At 50.2% G+C, this 21,157-nt stretch carries 16 protein-coding genes; 6 read left to right on the top strand and 10 right to left on the bottom strand.

Annotated elements, in window-relative coordinates:
* The first annotated feature begins 37 nt into the window (after positions 1–37).
* Positions 38–2,500, top strand: a complete 2,463-nt coding sequence (locus JRI95_02975; GenBank protein MBW2060508.1) for a hydrogenase iron-sulfur subunit — start codon at positions 38–40, stop codon at positions 2,498–2,500.
* A 116-nt stretch (positions 2,501–2,616) separates the two neighbouring features.
* On the opposite strand, the gene JRI95_02970 is transcribed toward JRI95_02975, so the two are convergent.
* From JRI95_02970 to JRI95_02930, 9 genes are all read right to left on the bottom strand, one after another.
* Complete coding sequence (locus JRI95_02970; GenBank protein ID MBW2060507.1) at positions 2,617–3,528, bottom strand: response regulator; 912 nt, start codon at positions 3,526–3,528, stop codon at positions 2,617–2,619.
* A gap of 311 nt (positions 3,529–3,839) precedes the next feature.
* The gene (locus JRI95_02965; protein MBW2060506.1) at positions 3,840–5,687 is read right to left on the bottom strand and encodes a DASS family sodium-coupled anion symporter; all 1,848 of its coding nucleotides are present in this window, start codon (positions 5,685–5,687) and stop codon (positions 3,840–3,842) included.
* A gap of 31 nt (positions 5,688–5,718) precedes the next feature.
* Positions 5,719–6,165 carry a response regulator gene (locus JRI95_02960; protein ID MBW2060505.1) on the bottom strand — a complete coding sequence of 149 codons (447 nt, stop codon included), beginning with the start codon at positions 6,163–6,165 and terminating at the stop codon, positions 5,719–5,721.
* A 25-nt stretch (positions 6,166–6,190) separates the two neighbouring features.
* Positions 6,191–7,855, bottom strand: coding sequence for a GHKL domain-containing protein (locus tag JRI95_02955; protein ID MBW2060504.1), 1,665 nt, complete (start codon positions 7,853–7,855; stop codon positions 6,191–6,193).
* 44 nt (positions 7,856–7,899) lie between these two features.
* Positions 7,900–8,388: a response regulator gene (locus JRI95_02950; GenBank protein ID MBW2060503.1), complete on the bottom strand. Its 489-nt coding sequence runs from the start codon at positions 8,386–8,388 to the stop codon at positions 7,900–7,902.
* A gap of 35 nt (positions 8,389–8,423) precedes the next feature.
* On the bottom strand, positions 8,424–10,490 hold the full coding sequence (locus tag JRI95_02945; GenBank protein ID MBW2060502.1) for an anion permease: 2,067 nt from the start codon (positions 10,488–10,490) through the stop codon (positions 8,424–8,426).
* Positions 10,459–12,192, bottom strand: a complete 1,734-nt coding sequence (locus JRI95_02940; GenBank protein ID MBW2060501.1) for a histidine kinase — start codon at positions 12,190–12,192, stop codon at positions 10,459–10,461. The genes JRI95_02945 and JRI95_02940 overlap by 32 nt, the downstream gene beginning before the upstream one ends.
* A 72-nt stretch (positions 12,193–12,264) precedes the next feature.
* Positions 12,265–12,744, bottom strand: a complete 480-nt coding sequence (locus JRI95_02935) for a response regulator (GenBank protein ID MBW2060500.1) — start codon at positions 12,742–12,744, stop codon at positions 12,265–12,267.
* A gap of 351 nt (positions 12,745–13,095) precedes the next feature.
* Complete coding sequence (locus JRI95_02930) at positions 13,096–13,347, bottom strand: hypothetical protein (GenBank protein ID MBW2060499.1); 252 nt, start codon at positions 13,345–13,347, stop codon at positions 13,096–13,098.
* Between the two features lie 73 nt (positions 13,348–13,420).
* Here JRI95_02930 and JRI95_02925 point away from each other — a divergent pair, with 73 nt between their 5' ends.
* From JRI95_02925 to JRI95_02910, 4 genes are all read left to right on the top strand, one after another.
* Positions 13,421–14,659: an acyl-CoA/acyl-ACP dehydrogenase gene (locus tag JRI95_02925; GenBank protein MBW2060498.1), complete on the top strand. Its 1,239-nt coding sequence runs from the start codon at positions 13,421–13,423 to the stop codon at positions 14,657–14,659.
* 111 nt (positions 14,660–14,770) lie between these two features.
* Positions 14,771–16,021, top strand: a complete 1,251-nt coding sequence (locus tag JRI95_02920) for a thiolase family protein (protein MBW2060497.1) — start codon at positions 14,771–14,773, stop codon at positions 16,019–16,021.
* Between the two features lie 497 nt (positions 16,022–16,518).
* On the top strand, positions 16,519–17,352 hold the full coding sequence (locus JRI95_02915) for a glucose 1-dehydrogenase (protein ID MBW2060496.1): 834 nt from the start codon (positions 16,519–16,521) through the stop codon (positions 17,350–17,352).
* A 234-nt stretch (positions 17,353–17,586) separates the two neighbouring features.
* A complete protein-coding gene (locus JRI95_02910; protein ID MBW2060495.1) occupies positions 17,587–18,585 on the top strand; it encodes a nitroreductase family protein in 999 nt (332 codons plus the stop codon).
* 437 nt (positions 18,586–19,022) lie between these two features.
* Here JRI95_02910 and JRI95_02905 read toward each other — a convergent pair whose 3' ends face one another.
* On the bottom strand, positions 19,023–20,411 hold the full coding sequence (locus JRI95_02905) for an aspartate aminotransferase family protein (GenBank protein MBW2060494.1): 1,389 nt from the start codon (positions 20,409–20,411) through the stop codon (positions 19,023–19,025).
* 332 nt (positions 20,412–20,743) lie between these two features.
* On the opposite strand from JRI95_02905, the gene JRI95_02900 reads away from it, so the two are divergent.
* Positions 20,744–21,022: a sigma 54-interacting transcriptional regulator gene (locus JRI95_02900; GenBank protein ID MBW2060493.1), complete on the top strand. Its 279-nt coding sequence runs from the start codon at positions 20,744–20,746 to the stop codon at positions 21,020–21,022.
* Positions 21,023–21,157 lie beyond the last annotated feature (135 nt).

The raw sequence follows: 21,157 nt of genomic DNA, 5'->3' as shown, positions 1-21,157 counted from the left end.
AATAATATATTTTTTCCCTGAAGAGAGGAAGCGCAAGATGCTATCAAAAGAAGCCAATGATGAAATTCGGATCGGCGTGTACGTTTGCCACTGCGGTTTGAATATAGCCGGGGTGGTGGACTGCGAAGCGGTGGCCGAGTATGCGGAGGGTCTGCCCGATGTGGTGATCTCCCGTCATGACGCCTACCTCTGCTCAGAGCCGGGCCAGAACCAGATCAAGGCTGATATCAAGGAGCACGGCATCAATCGCGTGGTTGCTGCTTCCTGCTCGCCACGACTTCATGAACCGACTTTCAGGCAATGTATCCAGGAAGCCGGGCTGAATCCTTATCTCCTGGAAATGGCCAATCTTCGCGAGCAATGCTCCTGGGTTCACACCAATGACCCGGCAGGGGCCACGCTCAAGGCCAAGGACCTGGTGCGTTCGGCCATCGCCCGCGCCCGACATCTCAGTCTCAGGGTTGAAATTGAGGTGCCGATCGAACAAACCACCTTGATCATTGGCGGCGGGGTGGCGGGAATCCAGGCGGCTCTTGACCTTGCCGACTCCGGTTTCAAAGTAATCATGGTCGAAAAAGAACCCAGTGTCGGCGGGATTATGGCCAGGCTGGACAAAACGTTTCCAACCATGGACTGCTCCATCTGAATACTGGGTCCGAAGATGACGGATGTCGGGCGACATCCAAACATAACCTTACTATCACTGAGTGAAGTTAAATCAGCCACGGGGTACGTCGGCAACTTCGAGGTACACATCCTTAAGAAGGCCAGGTATGTTGTGGAGGATGAGTGCACCGCCTGCAGCGACTGCGTTGACGTCTGCCCGGTTATCGTACCGGATGAATTCAACATGGGACTCAGCTCCAGGCGGGCTATTTATCAGCCTTTCCCCCAGGCGGTTCCTTCATCCTATGTGGTTGATATTGACAGCTGCCTCGGACATAATCCTATCATCTGCGGAAAGTGCATCGAAAAATGCGAAAAAAACTGTATTGACTTCAATATGAACGACGAGGAACTGACTTTCAAAATCGGGACCATCATCGTGGCTACGGGCATGGACCTTTATGATCCGACCGTGCTCGATGAATACGGCTACACCCGCTACGAGAATGTGCTGACCTCAATGGAACTGGAGCGGTTAATCAACGCTGGCGGACCCACCCAGGGCGAGGTTATCAGGCTTACAGACAGGAAGCGGCCAGAATCTGTGGCGTTTATCCAGTGCGTCGGTTCTCGTTCGCAGCGGAGGGGTAACCCTTACTGTTCCAACATTTGCTGTATGAACACGGTTAAAAGCACGCTCATGCTCAAGGAGCATTATCCTGATATTGACATCAAGGTCTTTTATATAGATATCCGGGCTGTTGGTAAGGGTTTTGAGGACCTGTTCCGGCGCAGCAGAGGCGTGGGGGTACGCTATATCCGGGGCTTGCCCGGCTCGATCAAGGAAGAGCTCAAGACCAAAAATCTTATCCTGACGGTAGAGAACACTTCAACTAATGAGCTCGAAACTCACCGCGCTGACATGGTGATCCTGGCCGTTGGTGTGAATCCGCCCGAGGATATGAAGGTAATTCAGGGAATGCTGGCCTTGCAAAAAAGCTCAGACGGCTTCTATCTTGAAGCCCATCCCAAGCTGCAGCCGATGGATTCCGCCACCCGTGGTATCTTCTTCGCCGGCTGCGCTGAAGGGCCCAAGGATATCAGGGAATCGGTCACACAAGCCTCAGCCGCGGCTTCGCGGGCCATGCGGCTCATGACGCCTGGCAAGCTCAAGGTGGAAGCCATGACCGCTGAGGTGGACCCGCAGTTATGCACATCCTGCGGTATCTGCGCCAAGGTCTGCCCTTTTAACGCCATCAGCGTGGATACCCGATCCAAAACTCCGGCGCTTGTCACTACCGCAGCATGCGCCGGGTGCGGCGCCTGTGCGGCAGAGTGCCCCGCCGGCGCCATCGAGATGCATCATTTCACCGATGCGCAAATCGAGGCGCAGATTGACGCCCTCCTCGAAGAGGAGTCCATGGATCGCATCCTGACCTTTGCCTGCAATTGGTGTTCATACGCTGGCGCGGATTTCGCGGGTGTGTCCCGGCTTCAATATCCATCAAATGCTCGGCTGATCCGAACCATGTGCTCAGGCCGGGTGACCGATAAGTTCATATGGCGTGCTTTTGAGAAGGGAGCGCCCGTGGTGCTGGTTTCAGGCTGCCATATCGGAGACTGCCACTACATTGACGCCAATCACTGGACAGAGCGGCGCGTCAAAAGGATGTGGAAAAAAATGGGACGTTTAGGCATCCGTTCGGAGAGGCTTCAGCTGGAATGGATCAGTGCTGCTGAAGGCGTTCGCTTCAAAGAGGTCATGGAGAAAATGGAACAATTGAGGCGAAGCGTGACCGAGGAAGAGGTAGCCGAGACCAAACGTATACTGCTGGAACAGAAAAGCAAGTCCAAAGGCAAAAAGGCAAAGGACGCTGAAAAAGAGGCTGTCTAGAAGACGTTACATTCAGCACACTTACTTCATAAGAATGTTTATTCAAGAAATGATATCCTCATTAAGGTGAATGATAAAAATATATTCTATCTTGAAAATATATAAGGCCTGAGACATTATTTAATCGTTTTCCCTAAAATCCTCTCCATTTCAAAAAATAAATCCTGCTCTCGAACCACTCCCACCAATTTACCTTCGCGCATGACGGCCAATCTTCGGGCTTGATTTTTCACCAGAGTGTAGGCAGCTTCCATGAGGTTTTTATCGTCGGCAATGGTAGGGGGCGCCGGTGACATGATTTCTTGCAGGCTTCTCTTGCTCAGATCCTGAATATTCCCAGTAAACATGCCCTTCCAAAACATCGGAGAATACTGAATGGTGTCAGCCATGGAAGGCTTGGGAGCGAAAAGGTAAGGAGGCATTATCCCTTGCAAAAGGTCCACAATAGTCAGGATGCCCTGCATATTCCCTTTTTGGTCAATCACCAAGACCGAACGGTGACCGGTTTCCATGATGCGACTGGTTGATATTTTGGCTGTAAATGACTCTTTCAAACTCTCAATGGCATCTTGAACAGTGTTTTGCATGGTCAGAGTGGTATACTCCTCTGTGGGAATCATAACATCTCTTACCAGTTTTTCTTCAGCCGGGATTTCCTCCTTCCTGTGCTGAAAGGCGTCCACGATTTTGGAAGCAAGAAGATTTATATCACAAGGCTTGGCCAGATAATCAAAGGCGCCTTCTTGCAAGGCCTGCTTGGCAGATGGCTCAGAACCATGTCCAGTGAGCATGATAACGGGGATGGCCTCTTCGAGAGCGCTAATTTTCTGTAATGCCTCCAGGCCGTCCATACCCGGCATTTTGATATCCAAAATAATCACGTCGGGGCCCTCTTTGATTTTTTCGATGGCTTCTTCACCGCTTCCTGCCAGGATCGTCTCAAATCCCCTTCTTTCGAGGATCTTTTTAGTTGTGACACGAAACTGCTCTTCGTCATCTACCATCAGCACTTTTATTTTTTTATCCATTTCAAGAATCCCCCTTTTGGGTTTCAAAGAAGTCTAGGCCTAACGGCCTCTATCTGATGTGGTTATCATTTGAAATGAATCTGCATAAGTTACATTAACCATAGCCAATAAGGAGCGGCAGTACAATTGTCATGGACGGCCTGTTCTTTATAGAACTGCCCAGGATTTAATATCGGCTCCGAGACAGTGTGAAAGAAATAAGACTGAGACAACCTTATGGTTTTGTACTTTATCCGCAGCCGGACTTTTCTTGGCGTCGACATCGCATCTAAACCTATCGTTAATCTTTATCTCATGCGCGTTTCCGTCTTTTAGAAAGACGCCAGGTTGGACCAGCCCAGCCACCTCCAGTATGTCGAGGCCAGCAGCATCATCACACCTAAGTTGGTAACCAGGAGAATAACGCCGACCCTTAGGAAATCCTTTGGCTCTAAATAGCCACTGGCGTAAACAATGGCGTTTGGCGGAGTGCCAATGACCAGGCAGTAAGCCAGGGACGAAGCCATGGCTGTGCTCATGGCCACAAATGGAATCATGGCAGAACCGGGGTGGGCGATACCTGCCATGGCCAGAGTCACAGGCCCCACGGCCGCACAGGCCGGACCATCAGCCATTAGCTGTGTCAGAAAGGCCGTGATGGCATTTCCGCTCAGGAGGAGGCCGATGCCTTGACCGAGCCCCAGGGGAACCGTAAGCTCGAGGATGGAACGGGCGAGCCAGTAAGCCCCGCCTGTCATAACCAGAATACGACCAAAGATGATAGCGCCGGCGTAAAGCCAAACCACGCCCCAATCCACGCGAGACTGGTAATCACGCCAGTTTACAACACCAGCAAAGATATAGGCGATGGCCCCCATAACGGCAAAAACGCCAATTCCAAAGCGTATGCCGGTCAGATTCAGGATGAGGTTCTTTTCCGTAATCCAGCAAAAGAGCATAATGAAAAAAATGATCAGGGAAACAATCTGTCCCCGGGTCCATCCGCCGCCGTCCTTGACTATCTCTTCCTTGACGATATTAATCGAGTCGCCCAGGTTCGTTATGTGCGGTTTGAAACGCCAGTTGATCATAAACCAGGTCAGCGGCACGGTAAAGAGGAGGTATGGGACGCAATAAAGCATCCATTGCCCGAAGCCGATGGAGATACCGAACATATCCTCTGCATAACCCATCATGATGATGTTTCGAGCCGCACCCGAAGGGGCCAGGGAGCCGCCGAGATTGCAGGCCATGGCGATCGTAATCATGAGCATCTTGCTCAGTTCCGGGTCTTCCCGGCCTGAGACGGCGGTAGAAGTCGAATACAGTAAAATGCCGATTGGCAGGAACATAGCCGCCAGGGCGTGGTCGGACATGAACATAGTCAGCGGGGCAATAATCAGGATGATGATAAGGGTGATCCGTTTGATGTCTGGGTTTTTTAACCTGCCAAACATCATCATGGCCAGGCGCCTGTCCAGCCCCGTCTTGACAAAGGCCGTCGCAAACATGAGGCTGCCCATGATGAACCAGGTGGCGTCAGACCAGTAGAGTGCGGCCACGTTATGCCTGTCTACGATTCCGGTCATCAAGGCAATAATACCGATACAAAAAGCAACCATGGGAAGCGGCATGGCTTCGGTCAGGAAGCAGAGTACGACAAACAACACGATTCCCACAGCCACTTTGACATGAAATCCAGCTCGGGTAGCCTTCTTTTTTTCCTGATCCGTCAGCTGATCGTAACTCAGCTCACTTAACCGGAGCGTTTGTCCTTTTAGCATTAGCGTTTTAAACTCATCAGGGGGAATCTTTTGCGCAAACTCCCTGACCTGCTCCAGATGCTCCTCTGTACAGGCAATCTTATTTTTCTCGCACCACTTTTTATCCCGGGCCTGAAAGGTTCCGTGACTATATGATGATTTATTGATGCTGGTTTCCATCATTCGGATCATCTGTATCTGCCACTGGGACAACTCATGAGTGGGCTTGTTAAAGAGCTCTTTGGAAAAGAATTCTTGAACGTATTTGGTTCCCATCGAGTATTCCACGCCAACATCAAGCATGCTTTTTGGTGTTGGAATGATCAGCATGAGGATCAGGAGCGTTAAAGGAATAATGAAAGTCTTCCAGTTGATGTACTTATCGTATCCGGTCGCTTTCTTGGTATCACCGCTCATTTTCTTTCCTTTTCCGAATTTTAGAGGCAGGCTAATCTTTTTCAAACACTGACAGGGGATGCTTGATAATTTTGTCTATCTTCGCCTTACGGATCTTTTCTTCCATGCCCTGTTTTTTGGCATATGCTTCCTTCACCTTTTCCACCAGGGCTGAAATATCACACGGCTTCACCAGATAATCGAAAGCCCCCAGCTTCAGCCCTTCCACCGCTGATTCAACCGAGGCGTGGCCGGTAAGCATGATGACTTCCACCAGGGCGTGCTTTTTCTTCATCCGGCGCAGCACCTCCACGCCGTCAAGCCCTGGCATTTTTACATCGAGAATGGCCACGTCAAGCCGGTGGTCGTCCAGGAGTTTCAGGGCATCCAGGCCATTGGTGGCGGTATAGGTAGTGATATCTCTCTTTTTGAGGAGTCTTTGGGTAGTTTCTAAAAACCTTTCTTCATCGTCAACTAACAACAACTGTATGTTCGCCATGTTGTCCGTCCTCCTTACTATAATTTCAGCCAATATTTTCCTCTTCGCCAGGCGCATCCAACGGCAGATGGATGGTGAACACAGTCCCGGCGTCAACCTCGCTGGATACGGTTATTTCGCCTCCAAGTCCCTTTATGATTCCGTAGATGGCGCTCAGTCCCAACCCTGTACCTTGACCCACCGGCTTGGTGGTGAAGAAAGGAATGAATAATTTTTCCATGTCCTCGGGGGGTATTCCGCATCCGTCGTCGGCGACCGATATGGTAATGCTTGTATTTTCTCGAAAGGCCCGGATACGTATTTCTCCGTGATCCTTGCCTTTGAGTGCGTGCATGGCATTATTCAAAAGATTAAGGAAAACCTGCTGCAGCTGGTTGGGATCGCCCGTTATGGAAGGAAGGTCGGGATCGAACTCCTGAACGATGCGTATGTTTTCCACGCGAGCTCTCTGCTCGATCATGCTTACCACTTCGGGTAAAAATTTTTGTATTTGCACAGATTCCTTTGAGCCTTCGGTTCTCCGCGCGAACCGAAGAAGCCCTGCCGTGATCTGACCGCAGCGTTCAATCTGGATACCGAACTGTTTGACCGAATCCTTGATGAGGCGAAGGTTTTCCTGATCGTGAATCACTTCGTTCTTCTCAATGTCGGAGAGGATATCTTCAATCAGGGTCTGCTCCGATTTCATCACCTGAAGGGGATTATTAATTTCGTGGGCCAGCCCGGCGCTCATCTCTCCAACTTCAGCCATCTTTCCGGCGATGATCAGCTGGGTTTTCATCTCCCGTTTTTCAATATCGGCAAGCATCAGTTGGTTTGCCTGACTCGAAGCCAAGATATAGGCCATGATGAACACCACCGCTCCCCCGCCGACTATCATAAAGATGGCAATCAGCACCGCCCTCATCAAAGGGGCATAGGCCTCGCCCATTTCCTGCCGCACCACCAGAAGCCAATTGGTGTGCTTGAGGATCTCCACAACATAAAGATAGCGCTGATTCAAGTAACTGCCTGCGGAAAAGGAGGTTATTCTTTCATCATCAATCTCGTAAAAGCCGTAATCCGCATCCGGCTCCATCAATTTTCCCCCTGACCGACGCTTGGTTTGAAGTACGCCTTGCCGGTTGACAAGGTAAGCCTCGCCGGTCTTTCCCATGCGAATGCTTTCCACCAGGTCGTTGAAGGAAAAGGTGTCTATGGTCGCTCGAAGATACCAGCTTCGGTTACCTTCGTTCCGGCGAATCGAGATCACGAAGTGAGGAATATTGCGATATCCGAGAAATTCATCGGAGATATACAGCCCTTTATCCCGAACCTCTTTGAACCATTCGGTCTGCGCATAATTTTTGCCCGCCAGATCATAGGGACCGACATAAGCGACGTGGTTTCCTTTTTCGTCAAAGAGACCAAGATCGAAAAATGCCTTTGAGCCCGCCTGGAGGTTATAGAAGACAGAGGCCAGGCTACTCTGATGGCGCAGCTCATCAAAAGTATAGCTAATGGAGATATACTGCAGATCAGAAACCCGTTCGCCGAAAAATTGATCTATCATTCGCCGGTGGTCCGCGGCTATGCGCACCAGTTCCGTTTCGACCTGATCTCGGGAATAACCGGCGAAATAGTACACCAGAGTTCCGCACACCAGCAGGAGAATGATAAAGGGAGCCAACAGAACACGGCCCAGGATCATGCGCCGAATTTTTTTAAAGCGATTGTTTCCCACGACTTTTCCCTTCAGCTTCCTTTGTCCAACTCCTTGAGTTTATTCAGGACGCTTAGAGGTGAATTGGAGTCAACTTTTTTGAGCAATTCGTCCATTTCATGCTCTTTTATTTGAGCCTTGTTCATGACCTTCTTTTTATATGCTCCGGTAAGGGCCGCCAGAAGCTGCTCCCATTCGCAAGGTTTTCTTATATAGGCATATGCGCCCATGCGGCGACATTCCAGCTCCGAATCTATAGAGGCGTAACCGGTCAGGATAACTACCTCCAAATCCTGGTGCTCCTGCTTCAAAGCTTTCAGGGTCTGCTCGCCGCTCAGACCGGGCATCTTCAGGTCCAGCAGAACGATATCCAGGGGATAATCCCTCGCGGCCTCCAGGGCCTTTTCGCCTCGGTCAACCGCAATAACATTGAACCCTCTGATCTCCAGCCTCCTGCGGATTGTGGTCAGGAATTGCTCTTCATCGTCCACGATGACAAGATTGATTTTTTTGTTTTCCATGTTTCTTCCTCTTGTTTACAATTCCTCTTAGCGGCTTAAATAGGTATCCAGCGCCAGTATCCGAGGAATACCCAGATCCACAATACGGCGAAGCTCAATATTAAAATCGCCGTTCCATGGATAAAGAAGTCCTTCATCGTGACCAGCTGCTCGCCTGTTTCCGGATCGCGAGCCATGCTGTAAACAATAGCATTGTTGGGTGTGCCGATGATCAATATGTGAGCAAAGGAAGAAGCAAAGGCGGTGGCCAGCCCGACCATGAGAGGCGATGTTCCGGAGATGGTGGCCATGGGAACGGTGATAGGGCCGACCGCGGCCACGGTGGCTCCATCGCTCATGAAATTAGTCATGATACCGGTAATAAGGCTCGTGGACATGAGAAGACCGGTTCCGCTTTTCAAGGTCTCTGGAAGCATGGAAATAAAGCTGTCCGCAAGCCAGAGGGCGGCGCCGGTGGTTGCCAGGCCGTAACCCATGGCGCTGGCCGCGGCGTAAAGCGCCACAATATCCAGGTGAATACTGTTAATGTCTTTCCAGCGAAGAATGCCCAGGATGTTAAGGAGGAAGAGACATAACATGACCGGGCCGCCCATCCCGAACCGGCTGGATAAGGTGGACCACAAAATGATCAGAAGCACCAGAACTCCGGCGGCCTTATATTCGTCTGAGGTCATCTTGCCTATTTTTTCCGCCTCTCTCCTCACCTCGGCCGCAATATTAACTCCTTGAGTCTTGATCTTTTTCCGGAATGCAAAGAAGAAGTAACCAGCGATAACGAGCGCCATGACCGGCACAAAGGGGAGCCCCATCATGACCCACCGGCCGAAACTGGGCGCCAGGCCGTAATCGTTGAGGATACCGAGCATAACGGCGTTGCGTCCGCCGGCAGCCGGAGATCCCGGTCCTCCGAGATTGGCGGCATAGGTAAGGAGAAGCAGCATCATCACCACCAGGCTCCGGTCCTTTTTTAAGCCTGCCGACTTGATGGCTCCCATATAAACCAGCATCAGAATCGGAGCCAGGAAAGCAACCAGAGCGTGCTCCGAAAGAAAGGAAGCCGTCATGGCCAGAAGGGGAGCGAAGATGAACAAGAACTTTTTAATAGAGGTGCTGGTGCCCAAGAGCAGGATTGCGATTCGTCGGTCAAGTCCGGTTTTGCTTATGGCAGCGGAAAGGGCCAGCACGCCAAAGATAAAAATGACCGCATCCTTGGCGTAGGCCTTGGCGACCATGCTTGGTGGAAAAATGCCGAAGAAATACATGAGCACTCCAACCAGGAGAGCCGTAAAACCAATAGGGATGGCGCCAGTAGCCCAAAAGAGAGCAGCCACAACCAAAACTCCCACCATGACTTTGGCGCGAAAAGCCACCTGGGCCGGGCCTAAAGGAACTTTTGTCACCGTAGCATCTGGGTTTTTTACTTTTTGAAACCACCCGGCCTTTTGACTGTAATATTCCGCGATAGTCTGTCCCAGGTTCATCTTGCGGTACTCAGAGTATCCGGTGATGCTTTCACCCAGCTTCCCGGTCTTTTCCATGCTTAAAAATGAAACCAGCTTGGTCGGGGGAGGCATGAGCACGATGGCCGTGAAGAGAATAATACCGAGCATGATCAATCCAGGACGCGCATTCTGCGCGCCGAGAAGCCATTGCTTGAGGCTCGTTTTTTGAACCTCGGGAATTTCATGACGGGCCATGGCATACACTCGTTCCTGCCTCGCCGACTCGATGACCCTGATAAGTTCATCCAGGCTACAAGGCTTTTCCAGGTAGTAGTAGACATCATGCTTGCCAGTGGCCCTGGCGACATCAGTACTCCCATGGCCCGTAAGCATGATCACCTGAACCTCAGGGCTTACTTTCTTTACCTCCTTTAAGGTCTGGATTCCGTCCATGCCCGGCATCTTCTGATCCAGGATCACCACTTCGGGCTTTTCATGGCGCACGACCTTGATAGCTTCATCCCCACGGTCCACGTCCAGAACTTGATATCCCCTTACAGATAGTTGCTGTGACAAAGCCGTGCGAAATTGGTCCTCGTCATCCACCAGCAAAATTTTGGGCGATGGTTTATTTCCCTTTACTGTTTTCGCGTCCACCATAGTCAGATTCTCCTGGTTCATTAATTGGCAAAACAACTGTGAACGAACTCCCGGCATCAGACATACTCTGAACTTCGATGCGGCCTCCTAATGATTCCACGACACTCAAGCTGATGCTCAAGCCGAGCCCTGTTCCCTTTCCCACATCCTTGGTAGTATAAAAAGGCAGAAATATCTTACTCATCTGTTCCGAGGTCATCCCCACTCCGGTATCCTTGATCGTGACACGAAGGGATCTATTGTCGCGGCGCGTAGAAATGGTAATCGTCCCCGGCCCCTTGATGGCGTCACCCGCATTATTGATAAGGTTCAAGAATACCTGGCTGATTTGATCAGGATCGAGGGATATCTCTGGCAGGTCATAGTCATAATCGCGAATCAATTTAATATTATGTACCTGAAGCTCCTTCTCCTTGAGTCCGCTTACCACGTCTTCAATGATTTCGTTGATATCACAAGGAACCAGCCGCGGTGTGGTTTTGCGCGAGACATTCAACAATTTTTGGGTAATTCCTTTTGCCCGGAAGACCGCTGCATCAATGTGGGCAAGCCCCTGCCTCATGTTTCCCGGACTCCCATCTAATTCGATCTCAGGATCCAGCATGTCTCTTATGAGTCCGCTTTCGGCAAAGATTATTGCCAGAGGGTTGTTAATTTCGTGGGCCACCCCGGCGGCCAGTTCACCGACTGAAGCCAATTTTGAGGCGTGGTATAATTGTGACTTCAACTCCTCCCTGGCCTCTGACGTGGCCTCGGCGCGTTTGACGAGACGGTCAACCGTAAACCAGATAGCACCCGCGATGATAAGCACTATCAAGGCGGTGCTCGCGATCATAATCCTCCTCGTCTGGTACATCTTGGCGTAGGCCAGGCTGAAGGGCTGGCTAACCACCAGCACCCAAGGTGTTTCCTTGAGCCAGGCGTAGGCAATCAGCACAGAATCACCATTGACCCTGACCTCCTCAATGCCTGACCCTTCGGTTCTGGCAGGCATATACTCGCTTTTGCCAAAAAGCTCACCCCGCTCCGGATTGACAACCTGGTAGAAGCCCTCCTTGTTGATTAGAGCCGAGTCAACTCCCTTGCCTCGACTGATAGTGCGCAGGAAAAGGTAAAACTTCTCCGGATCAAGCGTGGCCCGCATCACATACGGCTGCCTGTCAATCAACTGTTTGACCGCGATGGTAAAATGGAGTTTATTTCTAAAGCCCTCGTAAATGTCACTGATGAAGTAATTTCGCTCTTCTTTCATCAGCGTTGTGAGCCACTTCTCGCCGCTGTAATCCTTGCCATGAAGATCAGAAAAAGGACCGGCGTAACCGATCTGCGTCCCTCGTTCATCGAAGAATCCAACGTCAATAAAGGCATCGCTTGCCTGCCTTAAATTCGCCAGATAATGAATCATGTCCTCTTTGGAAGGGGAAAGGTTAAACTCCTGACTGTGGAAAAGGCTGAATATGTTGACCAGCCTTTCCTGAAAAAACAGGTCAATCGTATTGCCTTGGCTCTCGGCCAGGGCCGCCAGAGGGACCTTCCCGCTCTCTTTCAAGGTGGAGTTGAACTGAAAATGAAAATAAAACGAGAGAGCCGCCAGCGGGACCATCAGCGCCAACAGGAGTCCAAATTTAAGGCGCAGGCGAAGCCTCTGGAAATATTCCTTTTCAATGGGTATTTTCTTGTCTCCTTCCGGAACAGTAGTCATTTTAAATTCGTCTCCGGCTGCCTCGCGGCATTCTTTCCACCTGGAGCATCTCCCTTGTGATCTGCCATTCAATTACTTCAGCCATCGTTTTTTTGGGGCTAGTTTCGACTCCCTTTTTTCGATGATCCTGATCAGGGCTTTTTCAATAGTCTCGGTTTTAAAGGGTTTTTCTATGAAATCATGGATTCCATTCTTAATCGCTTCAGCTACAACCTCATCACTCCCGTAAGCGGAAATGAGTATCTTCATGGCATCGGGGAAGGGCTTTTGAATCCGCTTCAGAAACTCCAAGCCGTCAATACCTGGTAATTTGTAATCGGTGATGATAATGTCATATGGCTGCCTCTTAAGCTCTTCCATGGCCTCCTCGGCTGTCTCAAAAGCGAGCAAATGGCACCCCTCGCCTTCAAAAAATAAACACAGAGAATCTCTGATCCACTCATCGTCGTCTATGAGTAAGATTTTCATCTCTCTTAATTTGCTGAATAAATCCATCTTTGACCTCGATTTGTTTAGACAGGGATTGAGCAGCCATACTCTCTTATCAGCCATAACTTTATGGCAGCACAAAGCATGCCACTCGTCTATCATAAGAATAAGTCCTATAAATTCAAGCAGTTATTCTCGTAAACGGTGGCAAATAATGATATGGCCAAGCCAAATTTAGAAGAATTTCGAAATCTCCTTTAGAAGAATTTCGAAAACAAGGGAATAAAAAATAATATTAGTAAGTACAATTAGAGCAATTGCCAAAAAAATGTTCCGAAATAGGTTCTGAAACCAGGAAGCCAAAAGGAACATAATTATGACAATCGCTATAGTTAAAAAAAACGAAAAATTCGAGAGGATATGAAAGACCGGTGGGCTGAAAAATTTTAACCAAGACAGTTTTAAAAAAAGCAATCATTTGAAAGGGACTTGCTTAAGGTAAATCATGTTTTTTACCATTGAATGGGCCAAGGATTTAGGGAAAGAACCTTTTTCTTTTAGTTGCTTTTTTTCGATAACTAGATTATTCATTTTCAGCGTTTCATTTTTATCAGATCCTGAAATCAATCGGTTATGACTGAAGAGCTCTGGACTAAATATTTCCATGATTTTTTTGAGTGCCAGGCCAAGCCTGACCTCAAGCTCAGATAATGAAGATTCAAACAACTTCAGATCATTAAGGTGCGGGTCTATTGGACGAACTGAAACATGAATCTTGAGACATGAAGAAAGGAGAGTAATGATGGGTTACTTGGAACTGGATCTTACGATCAGCGATGAAGTAAAGGCCATGTATGAAACGGTTAAAAAATTCGCCATGGAGGTCATGCGACCAGCCGGGATCGAACTGGATAAGCTGGTTGATCCGGCTGATGTAATCACTCCGGGATCAAAGATGTGGGATGTAATCAAGACATACCGGGAATTGGGTCTTCACAAGGCAGGTGTCCCCAAGGCGTTTGGCGGGCTGGCTGAGGATATGGACCCCAAGGTCGGACCATTGATCGCCCAGGAAATGGGCTATGGAGACGCCGGTTTAACTATTTGCCTTGGAGTCTCGGCTTTTCCCATAACTTTTGCCGCCATGTCGCCTGAGCCTGAATTGCAGCAACTGGTGCGAGACTATTGCGGGGACACCGAAGGGAAGATTATTGGATGCTGGGCCATCACCGAACCTGACCATGGATCAGACTGGATCATGTCCACGTTACCATCTTTCGACGATCCAAGGTGCGCTCCCCAGGTCAAAGCTGTCCTGAAAGGTGATGAATACATTATAAACGGCCAGAAATCGGCCTGGGTCAGTAACGGTACGATCGCCACTCATGCCGCTCTTCATGTTTCCCTGGACCCTTCCAAAGGGATGCAGGGCACCGGACTGGCCGTGGTTCCGCTGGACCTGCCCGGTATCACGCGCGGCAAACCTTTGGACAAGATCGGCCAGCGGCCGCTGAACCAGGGTGAGATATTTTTCGAAGAGGTAAAGCTCCCCAAAAAATACATGATTATCACGGACGGCGCCATTATGTCCGCCGTTGCCAAGATGATCCTGACCAGTGCCAACGGCGGTATGGGGCTCAGTTTTGTCGGCCTGGCTCAGGCGGCTTATGACGAGGCGCTCAAATATGCCAAAGAACGAATCCAGGGCGGTGTGCCCATATTCGAACACAAGAATATCAAATTGCAGCTTTTCGAGATGTTCATCAAGGTCGAAGCGGCGCGGGGTTTTGCACGCCGCATGGCCGCGTATAACGCTGCCATGGCTCCAAATGGTTCAGCTTTACATGCCGTCGCCGCTAAGGTGCTTTCAACCAGGACCGCTTTCGAGGTTGCTTCGGAAGCCATCCAGGTCTTTGGCGGCAACGGCCTCTCAAAAGAATACATCATTGAGAAGCTCTTCAGGGATGCAAAAGCGGCCATGATCGAAGATGGGGAAAATAACGCCCTCAGTATAGCGGCCGCCGATGACTTGATCTAGCCGAGGTTTAAATGGACAAAAGGGGGGTCGCAATTTACCCCCTTTTTTTGCAATATGCCTTTTGGGACGCCTTTTTATGAACCGGTCCTGAGGGCATTAAGGAGAAGGATAATGGGTGAAGATGTTTACATCATTGGTGTTGGAATGATCAAATTTGGAAAATGGCTTGACAAAAGCATCAAAGACATAACCGGTGAAGCTCTGGATTTGGTCCTGAAGGACTGCGAGCTTACTCGAGATGATGTCGAAGCCGCCTGGTTTTCCAATACCATGTGGGGTATGTACAGTTTTCAACATTCGATTCGCGGGCAGGTGGCTCTGTCGGCAAACGGACTGGAAGGCATCCCGGTAACCAATGTGGAGAATGCCTGCGCCAGCGCCAGCACCGCCCTTAACGGCGCCTGGATGGCTATTAAGGCCGGTCTCTATGACTGCCTCTTAGCCATTGGCGCTGAAAAGCTGTACGATCAAGACCGGGCCAAGGTGATGCGGAGCTTTATGGCGGGGACGGACGTGGAGGAGATGACCAGGACGGTAGCCCAGTTGCGCGAGTTAGAGAAAAAACGGAGGGAAAAAGCGGCAAAGGACAAGGGAACAGAAATTCAGCAGGAAAAATCCGGCGGTCATTCCGCGTTCATGGATTTCTATGCCGCCGGAGCCCGCGCCCACATGGAAAAATATAGTTCAACGCAAAGGCAGTTGGCTGTCATTGCGGCCAAGGCGCATAACAACTCAACCCTGAATCCTCTGGCCCAGTATACTTTTCCCCAGACTGTGGAACAGGTCATGCAGGATCGCGTTGTATCTTATCCCCTGACCCGCGCCATGTGCGCTCCCATCGGCGATGGCGCGGCCGCGGCCATCGTTTGCAGCGAGCAGTTTCTAAAGAAACATCCAACCTCCAGGGCGGTTAAAATCAAGGTATCGGTACTTGAAGGAGGGACTCGCGTTCGGCCGGACGATGTCAGTGAACGGGCCTCGAAGAAGGCTTATGAGATTGCCAGCGTCGGGCCTGAAGATATTGACGTCATGGAAGTTCATGATGCCACTGCTTTTGGAGAAGTCTCTCAGCTGGAATCCTTGGGCTTTTGCCCGCCCGGAGAAGGGGGGATTTTGGCTGAGAGCGGGGCCACGGCTCTTGACGGGGAAATCCCGGTCAATCCCAGTGGAGGGCTGATTTCGCGCGGGCATCCCATTGGCGCTTCCGGACTTGCCCAGATCTATGAACTGGTGACCCAGCTCCGCGGAGAGGCGGGAGAGCGGCAGGTAAAAAACCACCGCCTTGCCATGGCTGAAAACGGCGGCGGCACAATTGGAAAAGGCGAAGCCGCCATGATGATACATATACTGGAGAAGGTTTAGATCAAGGGCCGATAAGGAGCTTTTCTGCGAACTGGAATGAATGACAAAGACACATTCCGAGTGAAACCCCGGGATTGCTGCGTCGCTGGCGCTCATTGTAATGGCCTTTATTGCACTGACAAAGGCATGTCATTATGAGCCCTATTCTTTCGCTCTGGCCAGGCTCGATGGAGCAATCTCGATTCTGATACTTTCGTGTTGACTCAAACGAAATAGAATTTTAAAACAGCAATAAATAGCTTTAAAACTTATCCTTATTAAAACGAACTGAATTTTTTTAAAAATGTACTGAAAATAATAAGTCCTCTGCCGGTTCGAGCCGGCAGGCTTTTTTAGTTATAATTTTAATATCTGAATCCTGTTTCACTGGAATAGAAGTAATAATGAAATGAGAATTAATTTTCTCATCCGAGGTGGATTACTTTATTGATAACCACTATCCAATTGCTCTATTTTAAGAGGCAGGTATTGTCAATACTAAACAAGGAGGTAGTCGAATGGGGAAATTGGATGGCAAGGTCGCTATAATAACCGGCGGAGCGAGCGGGATTGGCGAGGCCACGGTGCGGCTCTTTATTAGGCAGGGCGCTCGAGTTGTAATCGCTGATATTTTAGATGACGAGGGCCAGGAGCTGGCTAAAGAGCTTGGGGCCAGCACTATTTACCTCCATACTAACGTGGCTCAGGAAGATGATATTAAAGCCATGGTTGACTATGCCCAGGAAAAATTTGGACGCCTTGATTGTTTATTCAATAACGCTGGCATCGGCGGCGCCGGGGGGCTGATTGATGAGGTCCCTATGCTGGGCTTTGATATAACGGTAGCCATACTCTTCCGGGCCGTGTTTATGGGCATGAAATATGCCGCGCCGGTTATGAAAAAACAGGGTGAAGGCAGCATCATCAGCACCGCCAGTGTAGCCGGACACAAAACGGGTTTCGCCGGCCACACTTACAGCGCCTGTAAGGCCGCGGTCATCCACCTCACCCGTTCCGTGGCCGTGGAACTAGGCGAGTTCAATATCCGTGTGAACTGCGTCTGTCCCGGCGGGATTGCTACACCTCTATTCGGGAGAGCGCTCGGGTTTTCGATCGAGGAAGCCAAACAAACCGTTGAACCGATCCAGTCTATTTTTAAGAACGTTCAGGCCATCAAGCGCAGCGGCCTGCCCGAGGATATTGCCAAGGCCGTCCTCTGGCTTGCAAGCGACGATTCTAGCTTTGTCAATGGAGCCGCCCTGCACGTGGATGGAGGAATCAGGGGGGGCATGCTTGATCGTGAAGATATCAGATCGCCTATGATGGAAGTTCTCGGCATAGAGGAGGTTTAACTTCTTGCGCCTGGAAAACCGGCCGATGCTGAGACCGGTCTGACAGTGCATCAGGAAGTTTTGAAGGAAGAATATTAATCCCGATTTTTTCTGACAGAGATTAGCTGTCAACAAAATTATTTAAAACGGCTCTTTCATTTTTTTTCGCTTGATGATCCAAACAAATTTCGGCCAGAAGTATTTTGATTTATGGTGGGCGAATTTGGAAACTACCTTATTATAAAGGAGGAAGTTATGCCTTGGGAAGATGTAAAATCAATTTTACGCCCGGAAACCGTTCACATGGGGGTGATGGAGGTAGATAAGGACATTTGCACCGGCTGTGGATTGTGCATTCTAAATTGTCCTTTTAAGGCCTGGGAGATGGGTGAAGATGAGTTTCCCAGGCTGAAGGATGAGTACGAGTGCTTCAGCTGTTATAACTGCATGGTCGCCTGCCCAACGGAGGCTATTTCCATTGCCGAACCATACCGTGTTGATGATGGATACTGGAAAACGGACCCAGGGCCTCTTGAAGCGAGACTGCCCATGGAGCCGGGAGACGCTGACGGGAATCCGGATAAGTGGAATGCGGTGGAGCGGGAAATTATGGAACGCCGGAGTGTCAGGAACTTTAAGGACGAACCCGTGCCTGAATCTTTTATTCGTCGTGTCCTTGAAGCGGGCCGATTCGCGCCTAGCGCCGGGAACTGCCAGCCGTGGAAATTCTTTGTCATCACAAACAGGAGCCTGATCAATGAGATGGACGAAATTGCTTATAACGGGATAAACGGGATTTACACCATGTATAAGAACGATGAAACCGTGCAGAATCTCGTGCCTGTGGTTGAAAGCAGTCCGGGTGGAGGAACGTTTGACCCTCGGCTGGCATTAGGCGGCATGGGCTCGATTGCCAGAAAGAATATGCCTGCCTCTCTCAAGGCTCCATGTGTGATTCTTTTAGCTGGGGATGAACGGGCCATAGGAAGCCCGGAGCTGAACATCGGGATCGCGGGCCAGAACATGAACCTCGTGGCCAATTCATTAGGGATCAAAGCTTGCTGGGTCGGATTTTTGGCCGCCCCCGCCAATTCCCCTGAAATCGCAGATAAGATCGGACTTAAACCTCCCTGGCGTGTGGTGACTACATTGGTTTTGGGCTGGCCCGATTTCAAGCAGGAGGGCGTTGTGCCTCGGGAGTACAGGCCAGTGGTATGGATGCGTGAAGAATCGGAGGAGCCTGAGATAGAATAAAAATGAGTATTCGTGTTTGTACTATCGTTGAACAAGTATTGGATATGAAGCTAAGGAAAGGTGAAGGTATTACTGAAAAAATCCATAACTCGGCGTGATCTGCTGCATGGCACTGGTGTCTTTTTAGGGATGTCTTTACTGAACTTCAACAGGTACAAGCGCGCTCATGCTATTACATGGCGTCTTTTTCAAACCGGAGGCAAGAGGCCCATGGAAACGATACGAGCTACTGATTACTTAGCCGGAGATAGATACCCCCGGGCAAGCCCGGGGGTATCTATATGCCTGCGAGCGCATTCCCCGCAGCTTGCTGCGGGGAATGCGAGCGAAATTAAAATGGCCCAACTTACCTTACATTTGGAAGATTCCCTGCTGCTTGCAGCAGGGAGCTTCAATTTTCCATTCTCAAATAACAAGGCCATGTATGGTTCATCAGGCTAGAGCTCCTTCTCAATATCCGTCAAGCTTCTGTCAAGCACATCTAACAGCGTGTCAACATTCTTTCTGGAAAAGTTATAATTTGGGGCAATCTCGATAACACTGTTCCCTGAACCTCGAATAAAAACACCATAATCCAGAGCCCGGTTAGCCACCTTATCCGACACCGCTTCGCGGGCGTTAAAAATCTCCTTGGTTTTCCGGTCCTTGACCAGTTCGACTCCGGCAATAAGACCCAGACCTCTGACGTCCCCCACGGTAGGATGATCATATAAGGTCTTGAGTCCATCAAGCATATAGGCCCCGACCTCAGCCACATGGTCTATCATTTTCTCCCTTTCCATGATCTCAATGGCTTTCAGCCCAGCAGCACAGGCCACGGCATGTCCGCTAAAGGTATACACATGCATGAAAAGAGGTATTTTTTCGACCATCTCAGCCTTAATGATGGTTGCGCCCAGGGGGATATAGCAGCCGCTGATGTTCTTGGCCATGGTCATGATGTCAGGCTCAATACCCCAATGTTCGCAGGCAAACCATTTGCCCGTGCGGCCAAAGCCGTTAATGACCTCGTCTGCAATCATGACCACCCCGTATTTATCGCAGATGGAGCGAATCATGGGCCAGTATTCAGGCACCGGCGGAATGCAGCCGCCCGCTCCGATAACCGGCTCACCGATAAAGGCGCTCACTGTCTCTGGGCCTTGTTTCTCGATTTCCTCTTCAAGCTCCTTAGCGCAGGCGATGTCACAACCTGGATATTCGAGTCCGAGTTCACAGCGGTAGCAGTAAGGAGCGCAGATATGAGAGACGCCGGGCATCAAGGCAGGTTCACCCAGGAACCTTAAAAATTCATGGGACTGGCAGGGTCCGGTCAGGCTTAAAGCGCCGGCCGTGGTCCCATGATACGCGTAATTACGTGAAATGACTTTGTATCGTTCCCTGGATTTCGTAAAAAAATGATACTGCTTGGCCAGCTTGACAGCTGATTCCACGGCCTCGGACCCGCCGCTGGTGAACCAGGTCGCTGACAGGCTGCCCGGGGTTATTTCAGCCAGTTTTTCCGCCAGCAGGATGGTTGACGGCGTCACCCCGAGATAAGGCGCGGTATAATGCATCTGACGGGCCTGCTCATAGATGGCCTTGGCCATTTCTTCGCTGCCATAACCCAGTCCCACGGCCAGGGTCCCGCCGCCCACGGCGTCCAGATACTCGCGGCCGTTGATGTCATAAATCTTTGCGCCTTCTCCTTTGGTTATGATCCATGCGCCTTGTTTTTCCCTGTCCTCTTTGGGAGTAACGGCTGGAATATGATAAAGGAGAGCCTTTTGACGCAGCTCATCCGCATCCAATCCCGTTGCACCCATTTTTTCAGAATTTACGGCCATTTTTACCTCCTGGGGCTATGTTGCTTACGCAGTTAATCATCGAGCCTTGCGAGCTCACTGTCTCTTGATATCCCAATAAATCTAATAACATATTAATTAGAACAAAAAAAGGGCCAAACGGATGGTGTGGCTTCTAACTTATTGTAACTCTTTTATCTTCCAGGTTTTTCAGGGTGGTTGGCATCGGCCTAATGTTGCACATATAATCAACTACTTGTAACTTTTTAAGACATTTATCCAGAACGCGTTACATAATGAGACAGCCAGGGGACGGGGGCCAAGCATGCACAATAATAAAAAGAATGAGCCGGCACTAAACCTTAGAATAAGAGATCATAAAGACCTGTTGGACTCCTTTTGTGGCGGTCAACTGCGGCGCCCTGCCTGATACGCTTCTGGAGTCCGAGCTGTTCGGGCACGTAAAGGGCGCCTTCACCGGAGCGATTTCAGATCGTCCGGGCATGTTTCGAGAAGCTCAAGGTGGCGTGCTTTTCCTTGATGAAGTGGGTGATATCAGCGCTTCACTACAGGTAAAGCTCTCACGGGCCCTTGAGGAAAAAGAGGTCCGTCCCGTGGGGAGCAGCCGTTATGATCCACAATGCCGGCAGTAACCCCAGGAAATGTAGGTTTTCAGCCTTTAAAAACGGGCGACTCCCGACCAGGATAGAGACATTTGACACGCCTGATCTCACCCATAACTTTGCAAGGGGCGCACCGCCGACCCGGGTTATCAAGGCCTCTGCCGA

The organism is Deltaproteobacteria bacterium, from assembly GCA_019308995.1.
Taxonomy (GTDB): Bacteria; Desulfobacterota; Desulfarculia; order Adiutricales; family JAFDHD01; genus JAFDHD01.
Note: the sequence above shows the minus strand (reverse complement) of the source record. Positions and strands in the feature narration are given on the sequence as shown.